Annotated in this window: 25 protein-coding genes; 6 read left to right on the top strand and 19 right to left on the bottom strand. The window is 29.4% G+C overall.

What is annotated here, in order from left to right:
- The first annotated feature begins 297 nt into the window (after positions 1-297).
- From K324_RS0103175 to K324_RS15410, 4 genes are all read left to right on the top strand, one after another.
- The gene (locus K324_RS0103175; RefSeq protein ID WP_026747878.1) at positions 298-873 is read left to right on the top strand and encodes a biotin transporter BioY; all 576 of its coding nucleotides are present in this window, start codon (positions 298-300) and stop codon (positions 871-873) included.
- Positions 874-991: 118 nt separating this feature from the next.
- On the top strand, positions 992-2,011 hold the full coding sequence (gene bioB, locus K324_RS0103170) for a biotin synthase BioB (protein WP_036095064.1): 1,020 nt from the start codon (positions 992-994) through the stop codon (positions 2,009-2,011).
- 342 nt (positions 2,012-2,353) lie between these two features.
- Positions 2,354-2,968: a response regulator transcription factor gene (locus K324_RS0103165; protein WP_026747876.1), complete on the top strand. Its 615-nt coding sequence runs from the start codon at positions 2,354-2,356 to the stop codon at positions 2,966-2,968.
- On the top strand, positions 2,961-3,131 hold the full coding sequence (locus tag K324_RS15410; protein ID WP_232056019.1) for a hypothetical protein: 171 nt from the start codon (positions 2,961-2,963) through the stop codon (positions 3,129-3,131). Before K324_RS0103165 ends, K324_RS15410 begins: the two co-directional genes overlap by 8 nt.
- 76 nt (positions 3,132-3,207) lie before the next feature.
- Here the strand turns inward: K324_RS15410 and K324_RS0103155 are convergent, their stop codons facing one another.
- From K324_RS0103155 to K324_RS0103070, 18 genes are all read right to left on the bottom strand, one after another.
- Positions 3,208-4,347, bottom strand: a complete 1,140-nt coding sequence (locus K324_RS0103155) for a S1C family serine protease (RefSeq protein ID WP_026747875.1) — start codon at positions 4,345-4,347, stop codon at positions 3,208-3,210.
- A 250-nt stretch (positions 4,348-4,597) separates the two neighbouring features.
- Positions 4,598-4,864 (bottom strand): YggT family protein, encoded by a 267-nt coding sequence (locus K324_RS0103150; protein WP_026747874.1) that lies wholly within the window; start codon positions 4,862-4,864, stop codon positions 4,598-4,600.
- 55 nt (positions 4,865-4,919) lie between these two features.
- Positions 4,920-5,468, bottom strand: a complete 549-nt coding sequence (gene pgsA, locus K324_RS0103145; RefSeq protein ID WP_026747873.1) for a CDP-diacylglycerol--glycerol-3-phosphate 3-phosphatidyltransferase — start codon at positions 5,466-5,468, stop codon at positions 4,920-4,922.
- 49 nt (positions 5,469-5,517) lie between these two features.
- Positions 5,518-7,617 carry a polyribonucleotide nucleotidyltransferase gene (gene pnp, locus K324_RS0103140; protein WP_026747872.1) on the bottom strand — a complete coding sequence of 700 codons (2,100 nt, stop codon included), beginning with the start codon at positions 7,615-7,617 and terminating at the stop codon, positions 5,518-5,520.
- Positions 7,618-7,872: 255 nt separating this feature from the next.
- Complete coding sequence (locus K324_RS0103135; RefSeq protein WP_036095061.1) at positions 7,873-8,523, bottom strand: NUDIX hydrolase; 651 nt, start codon at positions 8,521-8,523, stop codon at positions 7,873-7,875.
- A gap of 33 nt (positions 8,524-8,556) precedes the next feature.
- Positions 8,557-8,958, bottom strand: coding sequence for a hypothetical protein (locus K324_RS0103130; RefSeq protein WP_026747870.1), 402 nt, complete (start codon positions 8,956-8,958; stop codon positions 8,557-8,559).
- Positions 8,946-9,449: a hypothetical protein gene (locus K324_RS0103125; protein WP_026747869.1), complete on the bottom strand. Its 504-nt coding sequence runs from the start codon at positions 9,447-9,449 to the stop codon at positions 8,946-8,948. The genes K324_RS0103130 and K324_RS0103125 overlap by 13 nt, the downstream gene beginning before the upstream one ends.
- Before the next feature lie 55 nt (positions 9,450-9,504).
- The gene (locus K324_RS0103120) at positions 9,505-10,686 is read right to left on the bottom strand and encodes a phosphopentomutase (protein WP_026747868.1); all 1,182 of its coding nucleotides are present in this window, start codon (positions 10,684-10,686) and stop codon (positions 9,505-9,507) included.
- A gap of 75 nt (positions 10,687-10,761) precedes the next feature.
- Positions 10,762-11,340 (bottom strand): hypothetical protein, encoded by a 579-nt coding sequence (locus tag K324_RS0103115; RefSeq protein ID WP_026747867.1) that lies wholly within the window; start codon positions 11,338-11,340, stop codon positions 10,762-10,764.
- 21 nt (positions 11,341-11,361) lie between these two features.
- On the bottom strand, positions 11,362-11,787 hold the full coding sequence (locus tag K324_RS0103110; protein ID WP_248615334.1) for a DUF2262 domain-containing protein: 426 nt from the start codon (positions 11,785-11,787) through the stop codon (positions 11,362-11,364).
- A gap of 93 nt (positions 11,788-11,880) precedes the next feature.
- Entirely contained in the window at positions 11,881-12,339 is a 459-nt protein-coding gene (locus K324_RS0103105; RefSeq protein ID WP_026747865.1) for an immunity 51 family protein, read from the bottom strand.
- Positions 12,340-12,584: 245 nt separating this feature from the next.
- Positions 12,585-12,896, bottom strand: coding sequence for a hypothetical protein (locus K324_RS16300; protein WP_248615332.1), 312 nt, complete (start codon positions 12,894-12,896; stop codon positions 12,585-12,587).
- Between the two features lie 460 nt (positions 12,897-13,356).
- On the bottom strand, positions 13,357-14,358 hold the full coding sequence (locus tag K324_RS0103095) for a Fic family protein (protein ID WP_026747864.1): 1,002 nt from the start codon (positions 14,356-14,358) through the stop codon (positions 13,357-13,359).
- Between the two features lie 34 nt (positions 14,359-14,392).
- Positions 14,393-15,118 (bottom strand): endonuclease/exonuclease/phosphatase family protein, encoded by a 726-nt coding sequence (locus K324_RS0103090; protein ID WP_026747863.1) that lies wholly within the window; start codon positions 15,116-15,118, stop codon positions 14,393-14,395.
- A gap of 84 nt (positions 15,119-15,202) precedes the next feature.
- Entirely contained in the window at positions 15,203-16,288 is a 1,086-nt protein-coding gene (locus K324_RS14195) for an ATP-binding protein (RefSeq protein ID WP_487042746.1), read from the bottom strand.
- Positions 16,289-16,328: 40 nt separating this feature from the next.
- Complete coding sequence (locus K324_RS15685) at positions 16,329-17,153, bottom strand: SH3 domain-containing protein (RefSeq protein ID WP_026747862.1); 825 nt, start codon at positions 17,151-17,153, stop codon at positions 16,329-16,331.
- 142 nt (positions 17,154-17,295) lie between these two features.
- Positions 17,296-17,958, bottom strand: coding sequence for a deoxyribose-phosphate aldolase (gene deoC / locus K324_RS0103075; protein WP_036095074.1), 663 nt, complete (start codon positions 17,956-17,958; stop codon positions 17,296-17,298).
- 78 nt (positions 17,959-18,036) lie between these two features.
- Positions 18,037-18,744, bottom strand: coding sequence for a GntR family transcriptional regulator (locus K324_RS0103070; protein ID WP_026747860.1), 708 nt, complete (start codon positions 18,742-18,744; stop codon positions 18,037-18,039).
- Positions 18,745-18,967: 223 nt separating this feature from the next.
- On the opposite strand from K324_RS0103070, the gene K324_RS0103065 reads away from it, so the two are divergent.
- Entirely contained in the window at positions 18,968-19,711 is a 744-nt protein-coding gene (locus K324_RS0103065) for an SDR family oxidoreductase (protein ID WP_026747859.1), read from the top strand.
- A 181-nt stretch (positions 19,712-19,892) separates the two neighbouring features.
- On the top strand, positions 19,893-21,086 hold the full coding sequence (gene fabV / locus K324_RS0103060) for an enoyl-ACP reductase FabV (protein WP_026747858.1): 1,194 nt from the start codon (positions 19,893-19,895) through the stop codon (positions 21,084-21,086).
- Between the two features lie 282 nt (positions 21,087-21,368).
- Here fabV and K324_RS0103055 read toward each other — a convergent pair whose 3' ends face one another.
- The gene (locus tag K324_RS0103055; RefSeq protein ID WP_026747857.1) at positions 21,369-22,274 is read right to left on the bottom strand and encodes a magnesium transporter CorA family protein; all 906 of its coding nucleotides are present in this window, start codon (positions 22,272-22,274) and stop codon (positions 21,369-21,371) included.
- Positions 22,275-23,065: the final 791 nt, after the last annotated feature.

Here is a 23,065-nt window from a genome sequence, read left to right as displayed (position 1 = left end):
AAAAATTCCAATATTAAATTTTCTATAAAATGGAACAAAACTTGTTTTTACAATTTCTCCTTTATTTTTAAACATTTTTGATATAATATTTTTAAGATAAGTAACATTAACATTTAAATGAATTTAAACTGAATAAAAAATTCTTGATTTTTGTTGCACTTGGGTTATTAATATATTATTTAGTAATATTAAAGTGTTCGTTAAAAAAATTTGTTGACTTTTTATATAACAGGTGTTATAATTATATAAATAACATGTGCTATAATATTATAAAATTAAAATAATGGAGGTATTTTTATGAAACAAAATATTTTAAGTAACAGCATAAAAATTAAAACAAAAGAAAAAGAATTTTTAAAAAGTATCTTTTTGGTATTGAGCGGAGTTATATTTTTATCAATAATGTCGCAACTTATAATACCGCTTTATTTTACTCCTGTACCTATTTCACTAGGATCGCTTGGAATAATATTAATAGCGTTATTATATGGTAGAAAATTGGGAACAGCAACTGTGCTTTCCTATGTTGCAGCAGGTAGTTTAGGAGCTCCAATTTTTGCTGGATTTAAAGCAGGTTCGTTGTTTTCACCAACAGGAGGATATATTTTAGGATATATTGCAGCTACAGTAATTTTAGGATTTTTATCTGATAAAGGTATTGCAAAATCTTATGTGAAGACATTTCTTTCACTATTACTTGTAAGTGTCATTATTTTGATATTAGGTGCATTAGTATTGATGTTATTTGTGCCTATTAAAAATGTATTTATGGCCGGTGTACTTCCTTTTATTCCTGGAGATATGCTAAAAGCAGTTGCTGCAACTCTTTTATTTCCAAGATTATGGAAATTTATAAAAAAAAATAAAAATTAAGTTATTTTATTTGTTGAACGAAAAATCTCCTTTATAAAAATTTTAGGAGATTTTTTATTTATATTATTGTATCTTCGATTAATACAATTTTTTGAATACAAAGAAAGGAAAAAAAGAAATGTCAAAAAATAATAATAATCAAATTGACCTAGTTAAATTTATATCAAATTTAAAAAATAAAATTATAAATGAAAAATACGAGATAACTCGTAAAGAGGCAATTTCTTTATCACAAATTCCTAACAATGATATGGAAACTTTAAACATACTTTTTGAAGCAGCAAATCAAATTAGAGAAACATTCTGTGGAAAAAATTTTGATTTATGCACCATTATTAATGCAAAATCTGGAAAGTGCTCCGAAAACTGCAAATACTGTGCACAGTCAGTTCATTTTAAAACAGCAGTAGACGTCTATGGACTTATTTCAAAGGAAATAGCACTTTGTGAAGCTAAAAGAAATGAAAATGAAGGTGCTCATAGATTTTCACTTGTAACAAGCGGTAGAGGATTTAATGGAAATGAGAAAGAATTGGATAAATTAGTTGAAATTTATGAATTTTTACGAAAACATACTGATAAATTAAGCCTTTGTGCTTCTCACGGTATCTGTACAAAAGAAGCATTACAAAAATTGGCTAATGCAGGTATTTCGACGTATCATCACAATCTAGAAACATCGAGAAGATTTTATCCTAATGTCTGTACATCTCACACTTATGATGATAGAGTTAATACTATAAAAAATGCAAAAGCAATTGGGTTAAATGTTTGTAGTGGAGGAATATTTGGTTTAGGGGAAACTATTGAAGATAGGATTGATATGGCATTTGATTTGAAAGAATTGAAAGTCAATTCTGTTCCGATAAATATTTTAACTCCAATTCCTGGAACTCCATTTGAGAATAATAAAGCAGTAGAGCCATTAGAAATTTTAAAGACTATATCTATTTACCGTTTTATTATGCCCAAAATTCATTTAAGATATGCTGGAGGAAGAATTAAATTAGGAAATTATGTAAAAGATGGTTTAAAATGTGGAATCAATTCTGCACTTACAGGAAATTTTTTAACAACTACAGGAACAACAATAGAAAAAGATAAGAATATGGTAATAGAATTAGGCTATAAAATTTAAAGATTTTTTGTGATTTTTGTTTTTGTATATTTTAAAAAATTTTTTTCAAGGAAAACAGAGTGGCTATGACCACTCTGAAATTATTTATACAAATATATTTAAATTTATTATTTTTTTTCTTTGCTTCAAAAAAATAAAAAAGAAACTTATGAAAAGTTCCAGTTTTATTTTTAAGATTATTATTTTAAATGAAAAAATTATTAGTTATTTAATTTACATCTTCTTATTTTTGTTGTAAAATGTTAGATATAATATTTTGATAATTAATAATACCACAAAAAATAAATTTAAAAATGAATTTAAACTGAATAAATTTTTAGGAAGGAAAAAGATAAAATAAAAATGGGAAAAATACTGATTGTTGAAGATGATAAAAAAATATCACGGATTTTAAAATTACAGCTGGAACGAAAAAATCACGAAATAACAATAATCGAAAATGGAATTGATGCATTAAATGAAATTGACAAAAAAAGGGACTTTTATGATTTGATGCTTCTGGATTTGGGACTTCCTTCGATGGAAGGGAATGAAGTTTGTAAAAATGTTAGAAAAATATCGAAAGTTCCAATAATTGTTGTTTCTGCGAAAAATAATACGGAAGAAAAAGTTGAATTATTAAAATCAGGAGCGAGCGATTATGTTACAAAACCTTTTGATTTTTTGGAGCTTGATACAAGAATTGATATAAATATTAGAAAGGAGAAAGTTTCCCAGATTGTCTACAAAACTTTAAAATTAAATACAGAAAATTATTCTGTCTATTTGGAAGATAAACCTATCTTATTGACAAAGACGGAATTTGAATTAGTTAAGCTATTGATTGAACATAAAGAGGAAATTGTTTCACGGGATAGAATTGTTGAAAAAATATGGGGTTGGGAAGCCAGCGACAACCTTCTCGACAGCACAATAAAAAAAACAAGACAAAAATTGGGAAAAGAAAAAATTGTTTAATTGTAATTTTCAAGGTAAAAATACTAAAAAAGGTGCAGGACTTGGGCTTTCAATTATGAAAGATATAATCTTACTAAATGACGGGGAAATTTATCTGGAAAACAGAAAAGATGGACTTGATATAAAAATGCTGTTTAAAAAAATTGATTATGAAAATGAATAAATATAAAAAAAATTAAAAAAGGCTATCTCAAAAAATGTTTCGGGAAAGCCTATTTTTTTATAACTTCTAATAATTATTATCTTCTTTGTTGAAGTCTTTGTTGTTGATAATTAAATGATTCCAACTTCATAGAAATATTTTTTTCTTTTCCATTTGATACAACTTTCAGATTAACTGTTTCTCCAATTTTCTTAGCTGCAAGCTCTCCAATGAATGCTCCTGCTGATGTTACACGTTTTCCATTGATTTCAAGGATCAAATCATTTGCTTTTAGTCCGTATTTTGCTGCCGGCGAATTTGGATAAACTTGTTGTATTAAAATACCTGTTGAATACGAAATTCTTCTCTCTCGTTTAATTTCCTGTGTCAAATCAAGTACAGAAATTCCAATGTATGGACGTTCATATCTACCATTTTTTATTATGGAATCTCTTACGTTTTCAGCCAAGTTTGATGGAATTGCAAAACTTAATCCGACACTTCCTCCATTTGTAGAATAAATCGCAGTATTTACACCGATAACATCCCCATTAATGTTAAGAAGCGGGCCACCACTGTTTCCTTGATTAATAGAAGCATCCGTCTGAATAAAGTTCTCAACTTGCTCAATTCCTAACGAACTTCTTCCAGAGGCTCCAATTACTCCCACTGTCATCGAACTGTTTAGCCCTAACGGATTTCCAAATGCAATTGCCCAGTGTCCAATTTTTATACTATCGGAATCAGCAAATTTCAATGGTTTAAACGTTCTGTTGGCATTTACTTTTAAAATTGCAATATCCACTTCTGGTGATGTCCCGACTAATTTTGCCAAATATTCATGTCCGTCAGATAATTTTACATAAATTTCATCAGCTCCGTCAATAACGTGATTATTTGTCATCATATATCCATCACTCGAAATTATAAATCCAGAACCCAAACTTCCAGATTCACGTCTTTGCTGTCTTCTTCCAGATGTTCCAAATAAAAACGCTTCAAGCGGATTATATGTTTCCACCACAATTGTTTTTTTAGTTCTTATGTTTACAACTGAATCCTTCGCCTTCTCGTAAACTGCCGAAAACGCATTTTGTGCACTGTACATATCCCCTGTTATATTCGTATTTTGAACAATTTGCTTGTTATGCAAAATATCTGTATCTTTAGAAACTGCCGCTGTTGCTGTAAGAGCAGCCGCCATAAACGATGTAGTTAAAACTCTTTTTAATTTCATAATTTTAGATTCTCCTCTTTCATAAAATTTCCTATTGTCTAATTTAAGTAATTTAATGTTAATTATTTTACTCCTCTTATCTTAGAAAAGGTGATATTCTTATTGTTTTTAATCTTAGTTCCTGCAAGTTTTATTAACAACAGTTTTTTTATTTATATTTTTTATTCCTTTAACGAAATTGCGTTTAGTATTCGTTTTGGTTAATCTAAAAAGCTGTACTAATAAACTTTGACAACTTTAAATAACCGTATTAAAATGTTCCTAATGAAAAAGCTCTTAAAAATATTTCCTTTATAACATCCAATACAATTAGTCCTATAATTCCAGACATATCTAAATTCATATTTCCTATCGGAATTACGATTTTAAATAGTTTCAGGTAAGGTTCTGTAAATTTTCTTACCCATTGGAAAAGTGCCATTTGATTATACGGATCAATCCATGTTCCTAAAATATTTAATAAAATAAGAATAGTGTATAAATTAAACATTTTTAATATTACTTCAATAATATCCAAAATTGTACCTCCAAAAAATTTAACCTTGAAAAGCAATTCCAAGGTTTGATTTTTATTATTTATTTAAAATATTTTTACATTTTAAAACATATTCAATTCCTGAAACTATAGTCAGTATTAGCGGAATTAGCAGTAGTATGTTGTTTATTGTAAAGCTGAAAGGTATTAGAATTATTAAAGTAAGTGCAACCATTTGAGTTGCAGTTTTCCATTTTCCAAGACTTTCAGCAGCTATTATTACACCTTCAGCAGCTACAATTGAACGAAGTCCAGTTATGAGCAGTTCCCTAAAAATTATTATTATTACAAACCAAAGGCTTATCTGATTAAATTTTGCAAGTGTTACTAGAGCCGAAATAACAAGAATTTTATCAGCTAATGGATCCAGCAGTTTTCCTAAATTCGTAATTAAATTGTATTTTCTTGCAATTTTTCCATCATAATAGTCTGTAATGGCAGCTCCCACAAAAATAATGGCTGCAAATATTCTCATTATTACAGCAATCGCTGTATTTTCAGAAAATTCCAGAGCCAAACTCAAAAAAATTACAAACGGAATAACTAGAATTATTCTTAATGTTGCCAATTTATTAGGTAAATTCATTTTCATTCTTCCCACACTCCTTGAATATATAGTAAAATCCTGAATTTAATTATAACAATGTCTTCATACTTAAGTTAAATTTATCTTCACTTTCCATCGAGATTACTTTAACTCTTACATTTTGCCCTTCTTTTAAGGCATCTTCTGTTTTTTCCACTCTCTTGTTACTTATTTCAGAAATATGTAAAAGCCCTTCTTTCCCTGGCAGCACTTCTACAAATGCACCAAATTTCATCAATTTTGTAACTTTTCCTTCGTAAACCTCATTTAACTCAACGGATTGTGTCTGTCTTTTTACAAGTTCCAATGCTTTTTTCATATTTTCCAAATCTTTTCCAAAAATCGAAACAGTTCCGTCATCTTCGATATCTATTGAAACTCCAGTTTCATCAATAATCGCTCTGATAACTTTTCCACCTGGCCCAATAAGCCCAGCAATTTTATCAGGGTTGATTTTAAGAATCTCAATTTTTGGTGCATTTTCAGAAACTTCCGCTCTTGGCTCACTAATTACAGCTTCCATTTTATCAATAATGAACAATCTTCCTTCCAATGCCTGTCTTAAAGCAATTTCCATTATTTCCCTTGTAATTCCCTCAATTTTTATATCCATCTGAATCGCAGTAATTCCATCCTTTGTCCCTGCAACTTTAAAGTCCATATCTCCTAAATGATCTTCGAGTCCCTGAATATCAGTAAGAACAGTAAATGTATCCCCTTCTTTTATAAGTCCCATTGCAATTCCTGCAACGGTTGACTTTATAGGCACTCCAGCCGCCATTAATGCAAGTGATCCTCCACAAATTGTAGCTTGGGATGAAGATCCGTTTGATTCTGTGATTTCAGAAACAAGTCTTACTGTGTATGGGAATTTGTCTTGTTCCGGCATAACGTATTTTAACGCTCTTTCAGCCAAGTTTCCATGTCCCAGTTCACGACGCCCAGGTGCACGCATAAATCCAGCTTCTCCAACTGAATATGGCGGGAAATTATAATGCAGGAAGAATTTTTTACGTGTTTCATCTTCCATTCCATCAATAATTTGCTCATCTTCCTTACTTCCAAGCGTTGCAACAACCAATGCCTGAGTTTCCCCACGTGTGAATAATGCAGAACCGTGTGGCACTGGAAGTGTGTCTATTTCCACATCAATTGGACGGATTTCAGTAGTTTGACGCCCATCAGCACGGTATTGCTTGTACAAAATAGCATCTCTGACAAGTCTTTTTTCCACATCTCTATAATATTTCTTAAACTCTTTTTCAGTGTTTTCGTCAATTTCCTTTTCTTCATTTTCAAGTTTTTCAATATATCTTTCAAAAAGTTCTATCTCCAAATTGTCAATTGCCTCATATTTTTCCAGTTTGCCTGGCGTCATAATCGCATTTTCAACTTCACTTTCAAAGCCATCAATAAATTCCTTGATTTCAGGCTCTACTTCCTTTTTCTCAAATTCATATTTCTGTACATCAAACTGTGCCAGGAACTTATCCTGTTCTGCACAAATTTCCTTAATTCTCTCATGCCCAAACATAATCGCTTCCAGCATTACTTCCTCAGAAACTTCCTTAGCTCCAGCCTCTACCATTGTTACGGCATCTTTTGTACCTGCAACTGATAATTGAATTTCACTTTCTAACAGCTGCTCCCCTGTAGGATTTAAGATGTATTCCCCGTTAATGTATCCAACTGTAACTCCAGCCACAGTTCCCGCAAACGGAATATCTGATAATCCCAAAGCGGCAGAAACACCGATTGTAGCAAGATTTTCAGGAAAATTCACTTCATCATAGGAAAGCACTGTAATTACAATATGGACAGAATTTAAAAATCCTTCTGGAAATAATGGCCTGATTGGCCTGTCAATCAATCTTGAAATCAGGACTTCATCAGTTCCTGGCTTAGTTTCCCTTTTTATAAATCCACCTGGAAATTTCCCTGATGCATAAAATTTTTCAATATAATCAACAGTCAACGGGAAAAAATCCTGCCCTTCCTTGACGTCCTTACTTCTAGTCGCCGTAACAAGCAGCATTGTTCCCCCACATTGAACAACAACTGAACCTCCAGCCTGACGTGCAATTTTTCCTGTACTTATTTTAATTTTCTGGTTTCCTAAATTAAAACCATAAATTTTCTCTTCAAACATTTTTCCTCCTAAAATTTCTTTATTTTTTAAGAAGGGAGCAAATAATAGTAAAATCTTTCATCCATTTTTGATAAAAAACTTTACAATTACTTACTCAAAAAACCTTCTTAAAATTTTTATAATTATACCATTTTTTCGTGATTTTTACAATTCTAAAAATTAAAGAAAATTAAAAATTTTTAAAAATGGACTACTCTTAATAAAAATTAAAAGATATAGTCCACAGCTCTAGTATCTATTTTTTATATTTTTTATTTAATCAAAAATTACTTTCCAATTATCCCTGTTCTCATTCGCCTTAAAACACATCTGTATCTGCTCAGTTGTAGTTTTATTAGTTGCAAGCTCTGGCAATTCATCAATTCCAAAATATCTGCTGTCAATCGTTTCTATATTCTTTTCAAATTTTCCACTGATATATTTACATAATACAAAAATTTTTGTTATACCATACGGTATTTCCTTTTCCTGATTTTTCGTTACATCCAGCAAAGCTATAATCATTTCGGCACCGGCTTCAATCCCAGCTTCTTCCTTAACTTCCTTCAATACATTTGCCCGAACAGAAAGAAATACATCTGCCCAGCCACCTGGCAATGCCCATTTTCCATTGCTCTCCTGAATAAGTAAAATTTTATTATTCTCAAAAATTGCAGCTCTTGTATCAATCTTAGGAGTCTGATATCCAACTTCATTGCAAAACAGATTTTTTACTTTTTCTATCGAAATATCAGTCTTATGAGACACCATCTCGGCTGAAATCTCCCTTATTCTCTCAAACCGCTCAATATCAAACTTATCCTTGCCATAAGCCAGTCCCGCCTGAGCCAGACTTTGCAGTTCAATCGCCCATTTCAGCCACTTTTCTTCTTCCTGCTCCCTATCTTTTGTCTCTCCATCTTTCATAAATCATCATCCTCTGCTAAAATTTCTTGCTGTCTACTCTTCAACATCCACTTTTATTACTTCCCTCATAAACATCAAATACAAAAACAAAATTAAAAAAATAACACTAATAATTGTTCTCAAAATAGATGGTTTCGGTAAAATAAAATTATTTATTATTAATTGAAGTATTACCGTCATTATCGGCAAACTAACATCAATCCTTACAGAAACCTTGGCATCTTTCCCCGCTACCTTAATTTTCTTCACAACCTTTTTAAGTCCAGTCCTAAATATTGTAACTTCATGCTCCCCTTTTGAAACTTGAATCTCCAAATATTTTTTCCTAAATTCTATCGGATTTCCACCATCTATTTTTACTCTGTAACCAGTTGTTCCGTTTTTATCGGCATTTTTTTCTTTTATGTTCAGGTTGTTTATTATTAATTTTGGCATTTATTTACCCTTTCTTTTAAATTTATTGCATAATCAGCTGCAAGCCATGTTTGAACTTCATTTTCTAAATTTATATTTTCTAGAAACGAAACTCCAAAACTAAAAATTTGATTCCTTGTTTTTTCAAAAATTACAATTTCAATTCCATTTTCCAAATATTCAATATCAAAATCATTATTATTCCCATCAGACTCTGCCATAGACAATCCAGAAGTTGTCCCTATCGTCAATTTCTCATTATTAATTTCAAAAGAAATTGCTTCCAGTCTCTCTCCACTCTCAATGTAACTTTTACATCCAAAATCTATTTCTAAAATACATTTTAAAAAATGTTTGTTTATTTTATCTACTTTTTCCTTTTTAAATTCATACTTCAATAAATATGTTTCAGTTTTCAAAAAAGATTTAGAATTTCGAATTTTAGAAAAATTAAACTCAACTTCTTTTTTATCCAAAAACATTCGTATATTTCCAAAAGGTGTTTTCAGCATAACTCTCTCTCTTCATCTAATTTTCAACCTCAATTAACCCATATTTATCTATTTTTTAGTCTTCCAAAATTTCTTTTGCAAAACTTCCTTCTTTTTCAGTTCCCAATAAAATTTCCTCAACAGTTGCCGCAATATCGGCAAAAGTTTTTCTTGTTCCAATATTTACATTCTTCTTAACATTTTTACCACAAATCATTATAGGTATATACTCTCTTGTATGGTCTGTCCCTTTGTACGTAGGATCGTTTCCGTGATCAGCTGTGATAATCAAGATTTCATCATCTTTCAAGTTTTTCTCAATTTCAGGTAGCCAATTATCAAATTCGATTAGAGCCTTCACATATCCTTCGACATTTCTTCTATGCCCATAAACTGCATCAAAGTCAACTAAATTTGTAAAAATTAGTCCTTTTGTATCTTCCTTCAATGCAGCTATTGTTTTCTTAATTCCATCCAAATTATCCTGATTAGCTTTTCTGTTGTCTGTAATTCCTTTTCCATTGAATAGATCACTCGTCTTACCAATTCCAATCACATCAAACCCAGCCTTTTCCAATCTTTCAAGCATACTTTCCTTTGGCGGATCAATCGAAAAGTCGTGTCTGTTCGCAGTTCTCTTAAATTCTCCAACTTTCTTACCAACATAAGGTCTTGCAATTACCCTTGCAACAGGTGATTTCTCATTACAAATTTCAAGTGCAATTTCACACGCTTTGTAAAGTTCTTCCAATGGTATAATTTCTTCATTTGCAGCAATCTGGAATACAGGATCTGCTGAACCGTAAACTATCCAGTTACCTGTTTTTATTTGCTCTTCTCCATATTGATCAATTGCGACAGTTCCTGAAAGTGGCTTATTTAACATAACTTTTCTTCCAGTTTTTTCTTCAAATTCCTTTATAACTTCATCTGAAAATCCATCTTTATAATTTGGAAATGGACGTTCTAGCGGTACACCAGCAATTTCCCAGTGTCCAGTTGTAGAATCTTTTCCATGTGATACTTCAATCGCTCTTCCATAAGCCCCTTCAGCCTTTTCCACAGCTGGAGTCCCTTCAATCTCAGTAATATTTCCGAGTCCCAATTTCCCCATATTAGGTAAGCTCATTCCCCCATAAGCTTTCGCCATATTTCCTAAAGTATTTGACCCGCAGTCGTCGAATAAATTTGCATCAGGCAATTCTCCTGCTCCAACACTGTCTAAAACTATTATTGTTATTCTTTCTATTTTTTTCATTTTCTTATCTTCCTTTCTTTTTTATTTAATTATATCTTTTATCTGTTTTAAAAGCAATTGATTTTAAGATTTTTTTTATTCATCAGAGCCATAAACAATCATTAATAAATATTCTTTATACCGTATTATTCCTGCTGAAAAAACATTGTATGCATAAAATTCACTTAAAATAGCTTCATATTTCTTTATCGCTACATAAAAATTTACAGGCTCACCAAACCAATGTGTTATTTGATTGAAAAAACATCTTACATTCCAGTATTGTTCCTTTTTATCTGCTTTATTTTCTAAATTTTCAATTATTTCCTCAACAGTAAATTCTGTTTGCAATTTAATAAATTCAGAAATTCTATCGTAACCAGCTTTTGTTTCATTTTGTTTTATCAATTTTTCATATTTTCTATTTTTTTTGAAAACAATATTCAATTTTTCCAATTTTTTTCTAGTATTATCATCTTTTTTCTCAGATGAACTACTTTCATAATATTGCAATAATTTTTTCTTTATTATTTCATTCAAATCATTATTTTTATCATTGTCAATAAAAAATGTATCAATATATATTACCGTATATTCAGGACAAACCTTCATTCCATTATTCCAACACATTGAAAGACCTTCAATAAACCCTTCAATGTAATCCCTATTCTTCATTGTGATAATTCCTTTTCAAAATTATGATTTTTTATAAATATTTGTCAAATCATCAAAAACAACTTTCTCATAAATTTCAGCATCAGTTATAAACATATATCCATCAAAAAGTACTTCATCGTAAGCCCACACACCAAATTGACTACTAGAATATGGCATTATTTCATCAATTGTTAAATTTTGGAAAAAAAAGTTTTCTGTAATAATTCCATTTCTAGCATTTTCTACATCGTATTTAGTTAAGCTATTTCCCAATTTTTGAATAACCTTCTCCAGTGGAACAGACAATTTATTCTCTTTTAAACGGCTGTTTGCCATACCTAAATATTTTTTTACAATGCTATTTTTTATTTTGGCATCCCATTCTTTTATATTATTAAGAATAAGAGACATCTGTTTTTCCAGTTCCTTATCATAAATTTCAGCTTCTTCCATTGATACATACACTTTTTTCCCAAGCCAATCAACTTCAAAATCCTCAATTTCGCCATTATCATTTATTTAAATACCATTTTCATTTTTCCTAACTTCAATTTTCATCTAAAATGAATCCCAGAAAATGTCATCTCCATTTTCTTCAATATACTTATAAATTTTATCTTCATTTTCAATCAAATCCTCAACTATTTCAGCCACTTTCCGAATTTTTTCCCAGTTTTCCTCAGTATTTCCAAAATAGCGTCCAACATATTCCCCAGCTTCAGGATCAGAATCATAATCTTCATAAAGTTCTGGATAATTATTCTCTAAATAACTTTCAATTAAAGCTGCCCATCCATAGCCATTTAAATAGGCTTCTTCATTAATTTCAGATACTTTTTCAAAAATTTCATCAAATTTTTTATCATTATTCATTAGACAAAAGGCTACTTGATCGTTAATATCATTCTTTATTTCCTGTATTTCTTCTTCTGAAAGTTCCATTCCACTTTTTTTCAAACTTTCAATATATTCCTCAAACCCTTTTTCATCTTGCTCATCAATTGCTACATATTTCATAAATTTCTCCTTCTTTTCTTCATTTTATTTTTAACCAATCTCCAACACCGCTATGAATGATAAATAATCTGATAACTTTATTCATTCCTGTAAATCATTATTTTTATAATTTTAATTATCATATTTTTTATAATTTTTAGGCATAACATTATTCTGAAAATAATAAAAATTAAATTTTACACTATTAAAATTTGTATTTTTATAATTAATTATTACTTTTTTATCTGTTTTAAAAGCAATTGATTTTAAAATTTTTTATAATACTTCTTTGCAATATCTGTTATATCTATGCTTACATCCAGTCCTGTATTCAAATATATTTTATCATCCTTTTTCAAAAATGCTTCCCAAATTTTTCCTGTATTCAAATAAACCGTAACAATTTCAAAACTATTTTTTAAAATTGTTACTATTTCTCTATTTTCTAGTTTCGATACTTCTTTAAAAAAATTTTCAATATTATCATCTAATTTATCTATATCAACAAAATATATATCATAAAATAATTGTTTTTTATATTCTTCAAATATATCAAAATATCCTTTAAAATTACTCAATCCTAACCACTGTAATAAAATATCTGAGCAAGAAATTTTATTTATTAAACTTATTTCTTCTTTAGAGATTAACCTCAATAACTGTTGTTCAGTAAATTTTAAAGGTAAATATTTGTAATTGTATTGATAAATTTTTTCTCGATATGGAACCATCAAAAAATTATTTTCAAATTTTACTATGCCTGTATCACATTTATTTTTTATATTCCCATAATTAAATTCAAACACAAACTTATATCGCGCTTTTTCATTATAAGAAATTAATTCATACTAATATCCATAATAAACAATTTCATTATTTTTCATAATTTGAAGATAATCCTCATAACAACAATCATAATAATTTTCATCCCAAGTAATTATACTTACATCCATTTTATCTCATCCTGTTTATATTAATTAATTTATTCTTGAATTATCATAATTTTTTATAATTCTTAAATATTTAAAAATTTAAATTTTATTTCTTCCGATACTTTCTCCCTTTCTTCTCTCCAACCGTCTCCAAAATTCTATTTTTTACAAGTTTATTCAAAAATCTTCTCGCCGTAGAATCCGAAACATTCAAAATCTTTTGAGCCTCACTATTTTCAATATAATTATTTTTCTCAAAATATTCTTCCAGTATTTTCAGCCTTTGTAACTCTTTATCAGTCATTTTATCAGTCAAAATATCAGTCATTTTTAAGTCATTTTTTTGCAATTCTTCCAGAGTTTCTTTTATGATTTCGAGAATAAATGTAATAAATGGCGTAGATTCTCCAATATTATTCGATAAATTTATAGCTTCATAATACTTCTGCTGTTTTTTCTGAATCAAAGTTTCAATCGGAAGCCAAGCAAAAAACTCTTTCCATTTTGATAGGATTAATGTATGCCAAAGTCGTCCTAATCTTCCATTTCCATCTTGAAATGGGTGAATAAATTCAAATTCATAATGAAATACACAAGCCTTTATCAGTGGATGAACTTTGCTTTTTTTTAACCACGAAAAAAGCTGGTCAATTAATTTAGGAATATATTGAAGTGGTGTTCCTGCATGAATCAGTTGATTGCCCTGATAAACTCCTGCTCCTTTTGTACGAAATCTGCCACTTTCATTTATTAAATCAGCAGTCAAAATTTTATGTGCCTTCAATAAATCTTTAATCGAATATGGATTTAATAAAGTCAATTTTTCATAGATTTCATAAGCATTCTTAACTTCTTTTATATCCTTTGGCGGAGCTAAAATTCTTTTTCCATTAATCACATCTGTCACCTGCTCAAATGTTAGTGTATTTTGCTCTATCGCAAGTGATGAATAAATTGTTTTTATTCTATTTTCTCTTCTTAAAACTGGATTTGAAGATAATTTTTCTGAAACTATAATCATTCCTGTTAATTCGTTAATTTGAGCAACAAGGTCGATTATCTCATTTGTAATTTCAAATGGTGGATTATAATCACATTCTTTTTCCATATTTTAAATTATCCTTTATTTTTTATATTTTTTCTCACTCAATCTCCAACACCGCCACATACGGCAAATGATCCGACAGCTTTGTCCATTCCTGCGAATTATCATTTACGAAAAAACTCTCCTTAGTTCTGTAATCTCCACCTTTTTTTACCATTACATAGTCAATTCTCTGCGTTTCAAGATTTCTGTTTTCCACATCTGATTCATTTTCCAAGTCCTTGCCTTCAAAATAAGTGTCATTCCAGTTTTCAATAATTTTCTGATAATACTCTGTTGTTGGCAAAAGATTAAAATCTCCACACAAAATTTTCACATCTCCCTTAAAATAATCTACAACTGTCATCAAATTATCAATTTGAGTGCTTTTTACAATAGGCTCATAATCTAGATGTGTATTTATAACCAAAATATGTTTTTTATATTTTGAACTGTTAATTTGTGCCGCCAAAACCTGTCTTTTTTCATTTCCAGCTGACGGCAGCTCGTGAACATATATATTTTTCACATCATATTTTGAAACAAACGCAATTCCAAATTCTCCCTTGTCAAAATCCATCGCCTTTTGAAAATAATAATAATTATACCCAAGTTCAAGTGCAAAATCCTGCGTTACATCACGAAAGTTACTTCTTTTCGTATTTTTATCAACTTCCTGCAATGCTATAAAATCAGGCTTATACTTTTTCACGCTCTGTGCCAGTTTCTTCCCATCTGCAAGTCTTGCACCAAAAATATTGTAAGTCATTATTCTAAATTCCATTTTTTATTTCCTATCTTTCTTTGAATACATTTTATAATTTCCAACTATTTTAATAACAAATACTATAAATACTATTAAAACAAATTAATTATTAGTTAGTATCATTTTTTCTTTTTTTATTATATTTGCTGTTTCTTCTACCATGTATAATGGTAAATTTAATAACCATTCTTCTCTCTTATAATCATTCATTGATACTCTTACTGATATTTTGGGATTATATTTTTCTTTGTATACTTTTAAGCTTTTCGCCTTTAAATTTACTTCGGCTTTTACTTCTACAGGAATTACATTTTCTCCATCATCTATTAGAAAATTAATTTCACATGAGCCACGATTATTTGTGTAATAATATGTATCTAAGTTTTTAATTGTAACAAATTGCTGTAATACAAACTGCTCTGTTAACCCTCCCTTAAATTCTACAAATAACTCATTCCCATCAATAAGCGTACTCTGATTTAATCCTGTCATGCAAGTAAGAAGTCCAATGTCAAGCAGAAACAATTTAAACGCCTTTAAATTCCGATATGCTTTTAGCGGAAGTTTAGGAGCGGTAACTCTATTCACTTTATAAACGAGTCCACAATCAATGAGCCACATCAATGCCATTTCATACTCTTTTGCTCTCGCACCTTCTCTGACTAAACCGTAAATAAATTTCTTGTTCTCCTTAGCAAGTTGCGAAGGAATACTGTTCCATAACATTCTTAGTCTAGGTACAATTTCATTTGGAGCATGTTTTGAAAAATCCTGTTCATAAGCTAAAAGTATTCGTTCCTGAATACTTCTGACTTCATTGAAATCTTTATTTTCTGAAAAATGAAGTACACATTCAGGCATTCCACCTACAAAATAATAATGTTTAAGTATGTCAATAAATTTTTGTTTAAAAACTTTTAACATCTGATAATCATTATTTTCAATAAGTTTCAAAAAATTTTCATTCCCTGTAGCAAGTAAAAACTCTTTAAATGACAGAGGATACAATTTTAAAAAGTCAATTTTCCCCACTGGAAATGATGTTCCTTTGTGAAGTGCGACTCCAAGCAATGAACCTGCACAAATAATATGATATTGCTGTGCGTTTTCATAAAAATATTTAAGGCTTGAAACTGCTTTTGGCACTTCCTGAATTTCATCGAAAATAATCAAAGTATCTTCAGGTATTATTTTTACTCCACAAAAGGAAAATAATCCAAAAGCAAATTTAATAATTAATCTTTCTCAGTTGACTTTTATGTACAAATCCTCTAAACTCCCTAATCTTAGAATCCTTATTATTTTTACTCGGATACACAACTTTATAAACATAATACCAATTTCCATCTGACATAATATATTTAACAGTTTCATCATTTTTTAATTTCAAAACAATTTTTGAATCTGTAGTTGGCTTTTCACGCATATTTACATATTCATCTTTTGTTTTTACTTCGTATTCTTGCAGGTAGCCCACTTCATCTAGATGCGGCTCATCAAAATCATCTGATTCATCCGATTTTTTCACTTTAAGTTTTGTAATTTTGGGTTTCGCTCCTTCAATTTTCTTTAATTCAATAACTTGTGCATAAACTGTTGTAAAATCACATTCTGTGTATGGAGTTACTTTTTTTATTTTAACTCTTACCGGAGACTGCAATTCCCCTTTTTGAATTTTCTCCATTTTTTTAACTTCTTCTGGAAAAGTTTTTTTTAATATTTCAACTTTAGCCTTTTCCATATCAGCAAATTCCTTTTCAGCATTTCTGGTTTCATCCCAGTTATGATAATCAAAATCCCTAGGCTTCAAAACTATAGCTTTTTCATTCACAATGTCCTTATTATCAGGATAAAACAGCATTTCTCCATATTCTATTGCAGAACATGGTACATCTGGATCACTTTTATCCCAATTAATTTTAAATGTTCCCTTCAAATCCAAAATTACACCGTCATCTATCAAAATAATTTCATCAGATTTCTTATTTTGTCCAAAAGAAATTATAGAAATTAATAGAAAAAAATAACAAAAGAAAAAATTTTTAAGTTTCATTATAACCAATCCTCCTCTTTTGCAAAAAAATAAATGTACCAAGATTTAACTAAATAATATTAAAATTTAAATAAAAATAATCATAATTTTTAAGTTCATTTTTTTTACAGCTTTTCATTTACCCCCTCTTTTTTACTAAAATTTAATATCCAGCTTTCCCACTCATTCCTGTTACAATAGCAATTCCAGAGCTTGTTCCAAGTCTTGTTGCTCCCAGTTCGATGTATTTTTTTGCAGTTTCAAAGTCTTTTACTCCTCCACTGGCTTTTACCTGTGCCTTATCCCCAACAGTTTTTTTCATAAGTTCCACATCAGCAAATGTTGCTCCTCCTGTTCCAAATCCTGTCGAAGTTTTTACAAAATCAGCATTTGCATTAACTGATAATTCACATGCTTTCACTTTTTCATCATCTGTCAAATAGCAAGTTTCAATTATAACTTTCAACACATTGTTTCCAATCGCTTTTTTTATTTTTCTAATTTCATTTTCCACAAAATCATAATCCCTGTCCTTCAATGCCCCGACATTGATAACCATATCAATTTCTGAAGCACCATCTTCAATCGCCTTTTTCGCCTCAAACACCTTCACATCTGTCGCCATCGCTCCCAAAGGAAATCCAACTACTGCCGCAACTTTCACATCGCTATCCTTAACTTGACTAAAAGCATATTCAACATTCGCCCCATTTACACAAACTGAATAAAATCCATATTTTTTTGCCTCATCACATAATTTTTTCACATCTTCCTTTGTAGCCGCCGCTTTCAAAATAGTGTGATCAATAAATTTGTTTACTTCCATTGTTACCATTTCCCTTCTTTATTTATTATTTATATTTTTGTCTACTTATATTATATCCACTTTTTATATTTTTATCAACTATCTTTTAGCAATTGCAGTAAAAGTAAATTTATCAGGATGGTACGTTATTGTTTCATATTGAAAAAGATTCCCGTTGGATAAATAGGCGTAAGTTTCAATGACTACAACTCTGTCAATATTTTCAAGATTTATATGCCGTCTTTCCTCATCTGTCGCACTTCTGAACTTTATTTCCCGCCTTGAATACGATATTTTTAAATTCAGTTCATTTTCCAGATATTCATAAATAGACTTGCTAGCTATTTCATCATTCAGATAAGTGACTATTTTTCTATCAAAATAAGATGTAGCATACTGCACAGTTTCGCCATCCAAGGAATAAGTACGGACAACCTTGTAAAAATCAGCTGTTTTAGAAACATTAAATTTTTCCATCAGTTCTTCGACACCTTGTATTATATATAGACTAACTAAATTTGCCTTGACATCTATATTTTTTATCTTATTCAATTCCTGAAATGTCTGTATTGAAGTAAGCGAAATATTTTTCAAATCCCCTTTTTCAACCACAATTGACCTTTTACCTTTTATTTTTTGAATATATCCTTCTGATTCCAGCAAAGCAAGAGCTTTTCTAACAGTAAGCACAGAGCAGGAATACTCCTTGGCAAAATCTGCTTCCCTTTTCAAATAATCTTTTGGTTCCAATTTCCCGTCTTTAATTTGTTTTTTTATATTGTTATATACTTCTTTATATTTACTCATTTTTTTACCTTTCCAAAATTATATCGTATATCTCTAATTCACTTAAAATAATCATAACTTTTAAAGTTAATTTATTATAATTATACTTTAAAATACTTAAAATAACAACTACAACATATCTTAATCATTTTAAAATACATCTATATATATCTATTGACTTTTTTAAAAGATGTGCTATAATTTGTTTGTAATAAAAATTGATTATTTAAAGGAGATGATTAAAATGGCTGTTAAAAACAAAGTCGTTATTGTTACAGGAGCTTCTTCAGGAATTGGAAGGGCTACTGCGAAATTATTAGGAGAAAGCGGGGCAAAAGTTGTACTTGCTGCAAGAAATGAAGACAAATTACAGGAAGCTGTTACCGAGATAAAAGAAAAAGGAGGGGAAGCCACTTACAAAGTGACAGACGTATCAAAAAGAGAGGAAGTAAAAGCATTGGTTGATTTTGCAATTTCTGAATACGGAAAAATAGATGTTATATTCAATAATGCAGGATTAATGCCAAATGCACCATTGTCTGAACTAAAAAATAGCGAATGGGACGAAATGATTGATGTAAATTTAAAAGGTGTCTTAAACGGCATAGAAGCTGTACTTCCTCATTTTACAAAGCAAAAATCTGGACACGTTATTAGCACATCTTCTGTTGCTGGACTAAATACATATCTTGGAGCAGGAGTTTACTGTGCTACAAAACATGGTGTAAAAGCACTAATGGAAGTTTTGAGAAAAGAAAGTGCCAACGAAAAAATGAATGTCCGTACAACAACTCTATATCTAGGAGCATTCAGAACTGAACTTGCAACACGTATCACAAATAAAACAATTAAGGAAAGAATTGAATTTCTTTACGATACAATTGGAGCAGATCCGATAATAGTCGCCGAAGCTGTAAAATTTGCTATTGATTTGCCTGAAGAGGTAAGCATGAATGAAATCACGCTTTATCCAACAGCACAATTATAATTTACAATTTTTATACAAAATTTTTTCTAAAAATTATTTTGATTATCAAAGTTATTTATTTTCTTTTAATTTAAAATATTTCTTGAAAAAATGCCGTAAAATATGGTATCATTTTAAATGTATAGCTTTTTTAAAAAAGAAAAATAATTATAATAAATAATTTTTAGGAGGAAAATAAAAAATGGTTATAAAACCTAGATTAAAGGGTGGTTTAGCACTTACAAACCATCCAATTGGAGCAAAAGAATTTGTAAAAAGGCAAATTGACTATGTAAAATCGCAAGATAAATATGAAGGGCCAAAAAAGGTACTAATTATCGGTTCTTCATCTGGATATGGACTTGCAACAAGAATTTCACTTGCCTTTGGTGCTGGAGCTGAAACTATCGGAGTAGCATTTGAAAAAGGTGTGGAAGGAAAAAGAGTAGGTTCTGCCGGTTGGTGGAATACAATTGCCTTTAACGAAGTTGCTGAAAAAGAAGGTTTGGTTTCTAAAAATTTCATCGGTGACGCTTTCTCAATGGAAATGAAAGATGACGTAATAAAATTTATTAAAGAAGAATTTGGTGGAAAAATCGACTTGTTAATTTACAGCTTAGCAAGTGCAGTCAGAACTGATCCAATCGACGGTGTAACTTACCGTTCAGCCCTAAAATCTACAACAAAGGACATCACAGGTCCAACTATCAACTTTGAAAAAGAAATCATGGAAGAAACAACAATGGGTGTCGCAACTCCAGAAGAAATCAAAAGCACTGTAAAAGTTATGGGTGGAGAAGATTGGAAATTATGGATTGAAGCACTTGATAAAGGTGGAGTTCTTTCGGAAGGCTTCAAAACAGTAGCTTACTCATATTTAGGCCCAAAAGTAACTTATGGAATCTATAAAGAAGGTACAATTGGAGCTGCAAAAAGAGATTTGGAACATACTTCTGATGTTTTAAATGACTTTTTAAAAGAAAAATACAATGGAGAAGCATACGTTTCATTAAGTAAGGCATTAATGACAAAAGCAAGTGCAGTTATCCCTATTTTCCCATTATACGCAGCATTGCTTTACAAAGTAATGAAGGAAAAAGGTATCCACGAAGGTACAATAGAACAAAAACACAGACTTTTGACTCAAATGGTTTATGGAAACAATCCTGTTATTGACGAAGAAAGAAGATTACGTCCAGATAACTGGGAAATGCGTGAAGACGTTCAAGCTGAAGTAGAAGCTCTTTGGGACAAAGTTACTCCGGAAAACTTTAAGGAAATAAGTGATTACGCTGGAGCAAGAGAAGAATTTATGCAATTAAATGGATTTGACTTTGATAATGTGGATTATGACGCTGATGTTGATTTAGATGAATTAGCTAAATTAAAACCTTAATTTCAAAAATTTACAAAAATAAATAACAAAAAATTAGACTATCTTTTAGAAAAAATATTCTTTTAGATAGTCTTTTATTATACATAAATTTACTTTAAAAGTATAATTGTATTTATACATATTTATTTTGATTTTTTTATTTTAACAAAAATAAACTACTATAATTTCTATTTTTACATTATATACTCAAACCTACTTAAAATTAAACTACTAAAAATTATATAAATTTAGGATTTGAGTAAAATAGTCATAACTTTTGAGTTTAGTTTTAAAGCAGTTTTACTATAAAACTTTCTTTTTCATATATCTCCACAAAACTAGCATTAGCAACATCATTATTATAAAAATTATTACTAACGCCCAAAATCCCATATCTTGAAGCGGTAACTTCACATTCATTCCATAAAATCCAAAAATCATATTTGGAACTGTAATTAATATTGTTGCTGCAGCTAAAAATTTCATTGTGATATTCATATTATTTCCAATGTATGATGAATATGTTTCTCTCGTAGTTTTACAGATTTCACAGTATGAAGACGATAAATCAAGTGTAAAATTTATCTCCTGCAAAATTCTCGTCATATAATCTTCATATTGTTCAAACTGTTCATCCTCTTTCAAATTCTCAACAACATAATCCAAATTTCTCAATGCAATATTATAAACATAAAATCCTTGTTCCACTTCCGCAAGAGAAATTAATTTTTCATTACTTTGCTGCTCCCTCAAAACAGTTTCTATCTTATCGTGTTCTCCAATTAAAATTCTCACATATTTATAAAGGCTTTGAGAAATTTTATGAAGCATATTTAGAAAAAAACGATTTTCTTCAAGAACTTCATCCCTCAACTCAGCATACTCTTCAACAAATTCGTAAAAATCCCTATAATAATCATCATCTAAAATAACAATTTTATCTTCCTTCAAAAAAATCACAATCGGATTAATCTCATAAGATGTAAATTCTTTATCTTTTGTCGATTTTTTCACAGCTGGATAATACAGTTTATAAATCTCCCAGTCCGATTTTGAAATTCTTGGAGTAAAAATTTCCTCATCAATAACATTTTTTATCTTTTCCTCTTCAATTTCCAATCTTTCCGATAAAATTTTATAATCTTCATCCTTCAAATTATACACATAAGAAATTATTTTCCCGCTTTTCGTATCTATTCTTTTTATCATAATTACCTTTCTAAGCTTCTATTTTTTAAATTTGTCATAACATATCATACAACTTATGAATTTATTTTTCATAAGATTTTGGATTTTTTTTTAAACTATCTAGAAAATATTTTAAAATTTCTGTATAAAACCCAGCACAAAAACTTAAACTGAATAAGTCAGTAATTATTTTTTTTACATCGTCTGTTAAAATTTTACTTATAAAGAAAAATATTATTGAGAATATAAATGGAACAAATATAAAAGTAATAATAAAAATTGACTTTTGCATAAATTCTTTCCATATTTTCTTTTTATCTTTATGTAAATTATATAATACACCATACAGCATTAACATAAAAATAGTGGTTATTAAAATAATTGTTGACATGATGAATACTAAATCTTTTTTTAAATAAATAAATGAATTTGTAATAAACGTTAAAAAAAATAATTTAATAATCAGTTTGACATTTTTTTTATTTCTAAAGAATATTATACCTAAAAATACTATATTTATAATAATCGAAGTAATAAAGAAATATTTATTTACACCTATAAAAAACTTATTATTTAGAAACAACCATTGTAATACTTCAAATAAATTTACTAAAAATAACTCAAAAAATAATAAGATTAAATAACACGAACTATTTCTATATCTCACTATTTTTTTACTTTCTTTTTCAATCCATTCTTTAAATAAGTTCTTTAATCCATACCCTAAGAAAAAAACAGCTATTATCTTGTTTTCTTCATTTCTAATTAAATAATACATCACAACAGAAATAATAATAAGTATAATTATAAAA

It is taken from the genome of Leptotrichia trevisanii DSM 22070 (genome assembly GCF_000482505.1).
Taxonomy (GTDB): domain Bacteria; phylum Fusobacteriota; class Fusobacteriia; order Fusobacteriales; family Leptotrichiaceae; genus Leptotrichia; species Leptotrichia trevisanii.
This window is presented reverse-complemented; position numbering and strand designations above follow the sequence as displayed.